Origin of the sequence: Burkholderia sp. (assembly GCF_018375725.1) — a bacterium.
Taxonomy (GTDB): domain Bacteria; phylum Pseudomonadota; class Gammaproteobacteria; order Burkholderiales; family Burkholderiaceae; genus Burkholderia.
The window spans coordinates 1-7,036 of record NZ_JAHACR010000234.1 but is presented as its reverse complement, the minus strand read 5'-3'; the positions used below and the strand labels follow the sequence as shown (position 1 = coordinate 7,036).

The following is a 7,036-nucleotide window of genomic DNA, read 5'->3' as shown; positions in this document are numbered from 1 at the left end:
CGGCGCACGCCGCGCGCTTGCCGTTGTCGGCCTGACCGGCCGCGCGTATCGGCCGCGCGTATCGGCCGATCAGGCGTCAGCCGCCGCACCCGCGCGGCGGCGCCGGGTGCATCAGACGAGCGACGCGTCTCGCGTCTCGCGCATCAGCAGCACGCCGAGCAGGCTGATCGCCGCGGCGATCGACACATAGCCGCCGACCCACGACAAACCGCCTTTCGCCGCGAGCAGTTGCGCGATGTACGGCGCGATCGACGCGCCGAGTATCCCGCCGAGGTTGTATGACACGCCGGCGCCCGTATAGCGCACGTTGGTCGGGAACAATTCCGGCAACAATGCGCCCATCGGCGCGAACGTCACACCCATCAGGAACAGTTCGAGCGTCAGGAACAACGCGACGAGCGGCATCGCGCCGCTGCCGAGCAGCGGGGTCATCGTGAAGCCCGACAGGATCGCGGCGATCGAGCCGGCGATCAGCACCGGCCGGCGTCCGAAGCGGTCCGACGCCCACGCAGACAGCGGCGTCGCGAGTCCCATGAACACGACGGCGAAGCAGAGCAGGCCGAGGAAGGTCTGGCGCGGAATATGCAGCGTCGCGACGCCGTACGACAACGAAAATACCGTCGAGATATAGAACAGCGTGTAGCAGACGACCATCGCGAGCGCGCCGAGCAGCGTCGGCCGCCAATGGCGCGTGACGAGCGTCGCGATCGGCACGCGCACGCGTTCCCGGCGGTCGAGCGTGGCCTGGAAGGCGGGCGTCTCGGCGATCTTCAGCCTCATGTACAGGCCGAGCGCGACGAGCACCGCGCTCACGAGGAACGGGATACGCCAGCCCCAGGTGCGGAACTGCGCGTCGGACAGCGACAGCGCAAGCGCAAAGAACAGGCCGTTCGACGCCAGGAAGCCGACCGACGGACCGAGCTGCGGGAACATGCCGAACCAGCCGCGCTTGCCTTGCGGCGCATGCTCGGTCGCGAGCAGCGCGGCGCCGCCCCATTCGCCGCCGAGGCCGATGCCCTGGCCGAAGCGCAGCACGCAAAGCAGAACGGGCGCGAGCGTGCCGATCGCGTCGTAACCGGGCACGAGACCGATCGCGGTGGTCGACAGACCCATGACGAGCAGCGAGGCAACGAGCGTCGATTTCCGGCCGATCCGGTCGCCGAAGTGGCCGAACAGAAAGGAACCGATCGGCCGCGCGATGAACGCGATGCCGAACGTGACGAATGCGGACAGCGCCTGCGCGGTCGCGGAGCCGTGCGGGAAGAACACCGGGCCGATCACGAGCGCGGCGGCGGTGGCGTAGACGTAGAAATCGTAGAACTCGATCGCGGTGCCGATGAAGCTGGCGAATACGATGCGCTTGTGACTGACGGCGCCGGACGCATTGGTTGCGTGCGCAACGGCCGATGGGGATGCGGACATGGATGTCTCCGTTTTGTTTTGGGAAAGCGCTCGACGGCGCATGTGACCGGGCAGGCATCGGCAGGCTGCCGGGGCGGTCGAGCGGAGCGACAGTGTGGCGTGGACGCGCGCGGTCGCGCGGATCGCTGCCCGCCGGCCGGCGATGGAGGCGGGTAGGTTGCCGCCGCCCGTTGCCGGTTTGATCGGCTCGCACGCGGGGTGAGGCATGCAAGCGCATGCGCGGCGTGATGGCCGCGCGGTCGCGGGAAATTATAGCCAGCGGTGCTGCGGACCGGCAAATGCCGCCGGGTGCGCGGCTTCAGTCGATCGACTGGGCCTGTGCCGACGCCGTGCTTTTCAACTGAAACTTGCCGTTGTCGTTGAATAGCCAACCTTCCATCAGTTCCACTTGCCCTTTGCCGTCGAGCAGCGGCGCCGGCGGTGGCGGCAGCGGTGCCGAGCGCCGCAGCGACGCGAGCGCGATCTGTTCGGCTTCGTTGTCGCCGTTGCTGCGATAGATCGATGCGTGCACCAGCTGGCCATCGCGGTCGACGGTAAACGCGACGACGACGAGCGAGCGCAGCATTGCCTGAGGCGTGCCGTGCAGCAGGCTGGACGGATTGCGTTCGGCGACGCGTTCGGCCACCTCCGTACGGTATTGGGCGAGGTTCGCGGTACGCGTGATCGGCGGTATCGTAATGACGCGATGTTGCGGCAGCGGCGTGAGCGTGATCGTGCAGGCGGCAAGCATGGCGACGCTTGCCAGTGCGGCGACGCGCAGACAGAGGATGGCGGGCATGGGCGGGCGGGAAAGTATGACTATAGAAAAATCATAGTCGCGCGCTTGTGACACGACATCGGGGGAAACACATATCGCGCGACGCAGGTCACAGCGGAGGCTGATGATGCATGGCCGGATCCGATCGCGAGCGCCGAAGTCCGGGCGAGCGGATAGCGCACGCGACGAAGCATGGAGGATCCATGACCGGCATGTGTTTCCCATCCGGTCGTGGATCGCACCGGCGGGTCAATAGCCGTGCGTGACGAGCGACAGCACGGACAGGTCGGGATGCGTGCCGTCGACGATGCTGCGTCCGACGTGCACGGCTTCATGCATGGCTTCGTCGAGACTTGTGAAACTGTCTTCACTGTCGGCGTAAAACGGTACCGCGTGACCCGGCAGCGCCGGATTGGCGCCGGGATGGCACACGTAGCCGGTGTAGGTGAACCGCGTCGCGTCGCCGGACAGCGGGACCGGCAGGACGTGGATCTCGAAGCCTTCGTAATCGACGTAACGGGTTGGTGTCGACTGTTCGGACATGGCGGTCTCCGCTTGCCGCGCGAGCCTGTATGCAGGCACGGCATCGAGTGCGCGGCGGCGTTCGTGTCGCCGCTCTGATCCGAATTCTAGGCGATGGCGCGGCGGCGTGTGGAGGCACAACATGGCGCGTCCGCAACCGGCTGTGGGATGTTGCGCCGCAAGAACTCGCCGGTTTCGTGGGTTGAATCAGACGGACAGGGCGTGGCCGATGCGGGCCGCGTGCGGCATTCACTAAGCGCATTGCACGTTCTGCCGGGGTACGGTGATGATCACCGGATACGTCCCCCTGTCGAGTTCCACGGGCGCGACTACGACCACGGTCGTGTCGTCGGCGTCGTCGTACACGCTGACGCGCTCGTGCCGAAGGTGGGTGACGCCGATGCAGCCCGATGCGCGCCCCTCGCCGGAAACCTGGCAGTGGATCGGGTTGTCGGTCAGATAGCGGTACTTGTCGGCGCTCGCCAGGTATTCGCGAAGGCTCGGCTCCGATCCGCCGACGCCAGTCACGTACGCGATGGCGCACGACTGTTTCGACGTCCCGCTTCCGCTTGATGTTTCGGCCGTCGCGTGCGCGCTTGCGACCGCGATGGCGGCGACGAGTAACGAGGCGATGAGGTGCTTCATGAGGCGGCTCCCGGTTTTGACGGACTGAGCGCGGGATTGTAGCGGCATCCCGCGGACGCCGCCGGGACGCGGGCGCGACGATTTTCCGCGTCTGGCGGAACGAACGCGCGCGCTGTTCGCGCGCGGCCTGCAATCTTGCGGATGGGGTGTGAATCGGTGCGATTCGGGAGGGAGATTCTGGCGGAAGCGGTGAGATTCGAACTCACGGACAGTTGCCCGTCGCCGGTTTTCAAGACCGGTGCCTTAAACCGCTCGGCCACGCTTCCGGAGGCGGCATTGTAACCGAAATGCCGTCGTTGTCATGCTCAATCGTCGTGCAGGAACAGTTCCTGCAGATCGTTGAGAAAGCGCTGGCCGAGCGGCGTCGGTGCGATGGTTGCGAAATCGCGCGAGATCAGCCCGCGCTTTTCCGCTTCCTTCAGCGCCGGCTCGATCGTGCTCATCGGCAGGCCGGTGCGCTCGGCGAAGCTGTGCACCGGGAAGCCTTCGACGAGCCGCAGCGTGTTCAGCATGAACTCGAACGGCAGGTCGCGCACCCCGACTTCACGCTCTTCCTGCACCGGCATGCCGGCTTTCGCCTGCTCGATGTAGGTCGCCGGATGCTTGAAGCGCGCCTGCCGCAGGATGCGGTTCGGGAACGACAGTTTGGTGTGCGCGCCTGCGCCGATGCCGAGGTAGTCGCCGAAGCGCCAGTAGTTCAGGTTGTGCCGGCACTGATGATGCGGCTTCGCATAGGCGGACACTTCGTAGCGCTCGTAACCGGCCTCGGCCGTGCGTGCGTGAATCCATTCCTGCATGTCGGCGGACGCGTCGTCGTCGGGCACGGCGGGCGGAAACTTCGCGAACATCGTGTTCGGTTCGAGCGTCAGGTGATACAGCGACAGATGCGGCGGCGCGAACGACAGCGCGGTCTCGATGTCGGTCCGGCATTCGTCGAGCGTCTGATTCGGCAACGCGAACATCAGGTCGAGATTGAAATTGTCGAAGGTCTTCGCGGCGATTTCAACGGCGGTGCGTGCCTGCGCTGCGTCGTGGATGCGGCCGAGCGCCTTCAGGTGCGGACCGTTGAAACTCTGGATGCCGATCGACAGGCGGTTGACGCCGCTGGCCCGGAATTGCGCGAACTTCGCCGCCTCGAACGTGCCGGGATTCGCTTCGAGCGTAATTTCGGCATCCGCGTCGAGCGGCAGCAATGCGCGCACGTCGGACAGCAACCGGTCGAGACCGGCCGCCGACAGCAGGCTCGGCGTGCCCCCGCCGATGAATACCGTGTGCACCTGCCGTCCCCACACGAGGGGCAGAGATTGCTCGAGATCGGCGCGCAGCGCGTCGAGATACTCGGTCTCGGGAAACTGCTCGCCTTTCCACTCGTGCGAGTTGAAATCGCAGTAGGGGCACTTGCGAACGCACCACGGGAAATGCACGTACAGCGCGAGCGGCGGAAGCGACGTCAATCGCACCTGTCCGGGCGACGTGAAGGTCGTGACGACTCGCGCGCCGGTATCGGTGGCCTGGCTCATGCTGCCTCCTGCCGGGCCGCCCCAGGGGCGGCCCCGTCGACGAGCCGTGAACGGATGTGAGCGTGGGGGCCGTTCATGCTTCCTCCGCAAGACGCGCGAGCAGCGCATTGAGCGCCAGCGCGCGGTGGCTCAGCGCGTTCTTCACGGCCGGCTCGAGTTCCGCCGCCGTTGCGCCGAGTGTCGGGACGTAGAAGTGCGGGTCGTAGCCGAAACCGTGTGCGCCGCGCGGCGTGTCGACGATCTCGCCGTGCCAGCGGCCTTCGGCGAACAGCGGCTCGGGATCGTCGGCGTGACGCACGAGCGCGAGCACGCAGCAGTAGTACGCGCGGCGATCGTCGGTATCGCGCAGCTGATCGACGAGATGCGCGTTGTTCGCCGCGTCGCCCGTCTCGAGCCCCGCGCGTTGCGCATAGCGTGCCGAGTACACGCCCGGTGCGCCGCGCAGCGCGCGCACGCACAGCCCGGAATCGTCGGCGATCGCGGGCAGGCCGGTGAGCTGCGACGCATGCCGCGCTTTCGTCAGCGCGTTTTCGACGAAAGTGCGAAACGGCTCGTCCGCCTCCGGCACGGCGAGCTCGCCCTGCGGAATCACGTCGATGCCGACGGTCGAGAACATCGCGGAGAATTCGCGCAGCTTGCCCGGGTTGTTCGACGCGAGCACGATGCGCGACAGCGGCAGCGCGCGCGAGTCGTCAGTCATGATGCGTACCCAGCGCTTCTTTCTGCAGACGAACCAGCTCGCCGATCCCGCTTTGCGCCAGGTCGAGCAGCGCGTTCATCTCGTCGCGCGAGAACGGCGCGCCTTCGGCGGTGCCCTGGACTTCGACGAAGCCGCCGACACCCGTCATCACGACGTTCATGTCGGTGTCGCATTGCGAATCCTCTGCGTAATCGAGATCGAGCAGCGGCGTGCCTTCGAATACGCCGACCGAGATCGCGGCGACGTGATCGACGATCGGCGAGTGCTCGAGCTTGCCCGCGGCGATCAGCTTCGACACGGCGTCGTGCGCGGCGACGAATGCGCCGGTGATGCTCGCCGTGCGCGTGCCGCCGTCAGCCTGGATGACGTCGCAGTCGATATGAATCGTGCGCGGGCCGAGCTTTTCGAGGTCGAACACCGCTCGCAGTGCACGGCCGATCAGGCGCTGAATTTCCTGTGTGCGGCCGGTCTGCTTGCCGCGAGCGGCTTCGCGGTCGCTGCGCGTATGCGTCGCGCGCGGCAGCATCCCGTATTCGGCGGTGAGCCAGCCCTGTCCGCTGTCGCGCAGAAACTCGGGCACGCGCTCGGCGACGCTCGCCGTGCAGATCACCTTGGTGTCGCCGAATTCGACCAGCACGGAGCCTTCCGCGTGCTTCGTGTAGTGGCGCGTGATCGCCACACGGCGAAGTTGATCGGCGCGGCGGCCGCTCGGGCGGGAAAAGGATTGCGTCATGAGCGAAGGAATGTGGGGGAGAAAACCTCGATTCTAGCGCCGAACGGCCATGCCGCCCGGCGGGAGCGGCGGCAAAAATGGGATAATGCGCGTTCCCCGCCCCGCGCTTCGGATGCGCCGGGCGCCTCGAATTTTCCCTGGCCCGCGAGGGCATCCAGACGGCGAGACGAACCATGATCTACAGCATGACGGGCTATGCGAGCGCGACGCGCGAACTCGCGACGGCGGCCGGCAACGGCGGCACCAGCGTATCGGTCGAACTGCGCACCGTGAATTCGCGTTTTCTCGACCTGAATTTCCGCATGCCCGACGACGTGCGGGCCTGCGAGCCCGCACTGCGCGAGATGCTGATGACGAAGCTGTCGCGCGGCAAGGTCGACGTGCGCATCAACCTGCAGCGCGGCGAGCAGAGCGTCGGCGCGGGCGCGCTGAACCAGTCTGCGCTCGGCCAGCTCGCCGAGCTCGAGCGCGCCGTGCTCGACACGTTCCCGGACGTCGGCCGCCTGCGGGCAGGCGAGATCCTGCGCTGGCCCGGCGTGCTTGCCGAAAGCGGCGTGACGGCCGATGCGATCCGCGAAGCGGTGCTCGCGTGCGGCAAGGAAGCGATCGGCGAACTCGTCGTCGTGCGTTCGCGCGAAGGCGCGCAGCTGGCGACGATGCTGCTGTCGAATGTGACGGAGATAGAGGCGATCGTCGCCAGCTGCGCGCCTTCGCGCGAACGCACGACGACGAGTTCG

At 66.8% G+C, this 7,036-nt stretch carries 8 protein-coding genes and 1 tRNA gene; 1 reads left to right on the top strand and 8 read right to left on the bottom strand.

All coding sequences use genetic code 11. From position 1 onward, the window contains the following. Positions 1-111: 111 nt before the first annotated feature. From KH616_RS19305 to rph, 8 genes are all read right to left on the bottom strand, one after another. Entirely contained in the window at positions 112-1,422 is a 1,311-nt protein-coding gene (locus KH616_RS19305) for an MFS transporter (RefSeq protein ID WP_292249743.1), read from the bottom strand. A gap of 298 nt (positions 1,423-1,720) precedes the next feature. Further along, positions 1,721-2,200 (bottom strand): energy transducer TonB, encoded by a 480-nt coding sequence (locus KH616_RS19300; protein ID WP_292249742.1) that lies wholly within the window; start codon positions 2,198-2,200, stop codon positions 1,721-1,723. A 228-nt stretch (positions 2,201-2,428) separates the two neighbouring features. Beyond that, entirely contained in the window at positions 2,429-2,722 is a 294-nt protein-coding gene (locus KH616_RS19295) for a hypothetical protein (protein WP_292249741.1), read from the bottom strand. Between the two features lie 231 nt (positions 2,723-2,953). Further along, positions 2,954-3,346, bottom strand: a complete 393-nt coding sequence (locus KH616_RS19290) for a hypothetical protein (RefSeq protein ID WP_292249740.1) — start codon at positions 3,344-3,346, stop codon at positions 2,954-2,956. Positions 3,347-3,524: 178 nt separating this feature from the next. After that, positions 3,525-3,612, bottom strand: a tRNA-Ser gene (locus tag KH616_RS19285). Between the two features lie 39 nt (positions 3,613-3,651). After that, positions 3,652-4,866 (bottom strand): radical SAM family heme chaperone HemW, encoded by a 1,215-nt coding sequence (hemW, locus tag KH616_RS19280; protein ID WP_292249739.1) that lies wholly within the window; start codon positions 4,864-4,866, stop codon positions 3,652-3,654. Between the two features lie 73 nt (positions 4,867-4,939). After that, the gene (gene rdgB, locus KH616_RS19275) at positions 4,940-5,566 is read right to left on the bottom strand and encodes an RdgB/HAM1 family non-canonical purine NTP pyrophosphatase (protein WP_292249738.1); all 627 of its coding nucleotides are present in this window, start codon (positions 5,564-5,566) and stop codon (positions 4,940-4,942) included. Continuing rightward, positions 5,559-6,299 (bottom strand): ribonuclease PH, encoded by a 741-nt coding sequence (gene rph, locus KH616_RS19270; RefSeq protein WP_292249737.1) that lies wholly within the window; start codon positions 6,297-6,299, stop codon positions 5,559-5,561. The genes rdgB and rph overlap by 8 nt, the downstream gene beginning before the upstream one ends. Before the next feature lie 173 nt (positions 6,300-6,472). On the opposite strand from rph, the gene KH616_RS19265 reads away from it, so the two are divergent. After that, a partial coding sequence (locus KH616_RS19265) for a YicC/YloC family endoribonuclease (RefSeq protein WP_292249736.1) occupies positions 6,473-7,036 on the top strand: 564 nt, incomplete at its 3' end.

Bases quoted from the DNA above. Each gene is read 5' to 3' on its own strand.
- hemW (WP_292249739.1), bottom strand. From the start codon at position 4,866: ATGAGCCAGGCCACCGATACCGGCGCGCGAGTCGTCACGACCTTCACG.
- rph (WP_292249737.1), bottom strand. From the start codon at position 6,299: ATGACGCAATCCTTTTCCCGCCCGAGCGGCCGCCGCGCCGATCAACTT.
- KH616_RS19300 (WP_292249742.1), bottom strand. From the start codon at position 2,200: ATGCCCGCCATCCTCTGTCTGCGCGTCGCCGCACTGGCAAGCGTCGCC.
- rdgB (WP_292249738.1), bottom strand. From the start codon at position 5,566: ATGACTGACGACTCGCGCGCGCTGCCGCTGTCGCGCATCGTGCTCGCG.
- KH616_RS19305 (WP_292249743.1), bottom strand. From the start codon at position 1,422: ATGTCCGCATCCCCATCGGCCGTTGCGCACGCAACCAATGCGTCCGGC.
- KH616_RS19290 (WP_292249740.1), bottom strand. From the start codon at position 3,346: ATGAAGCACCTCATCGCCTCGTTACTCGTCGCCGCCATCGCGGTCGCA.
- KH616_RS19295 (WP_292249741.1), bottom strand. From the start codon at position 2,722: ATGTCCGAACAGTCGACACCAACCCGTTACGTCGATTACGAAGGCTTC.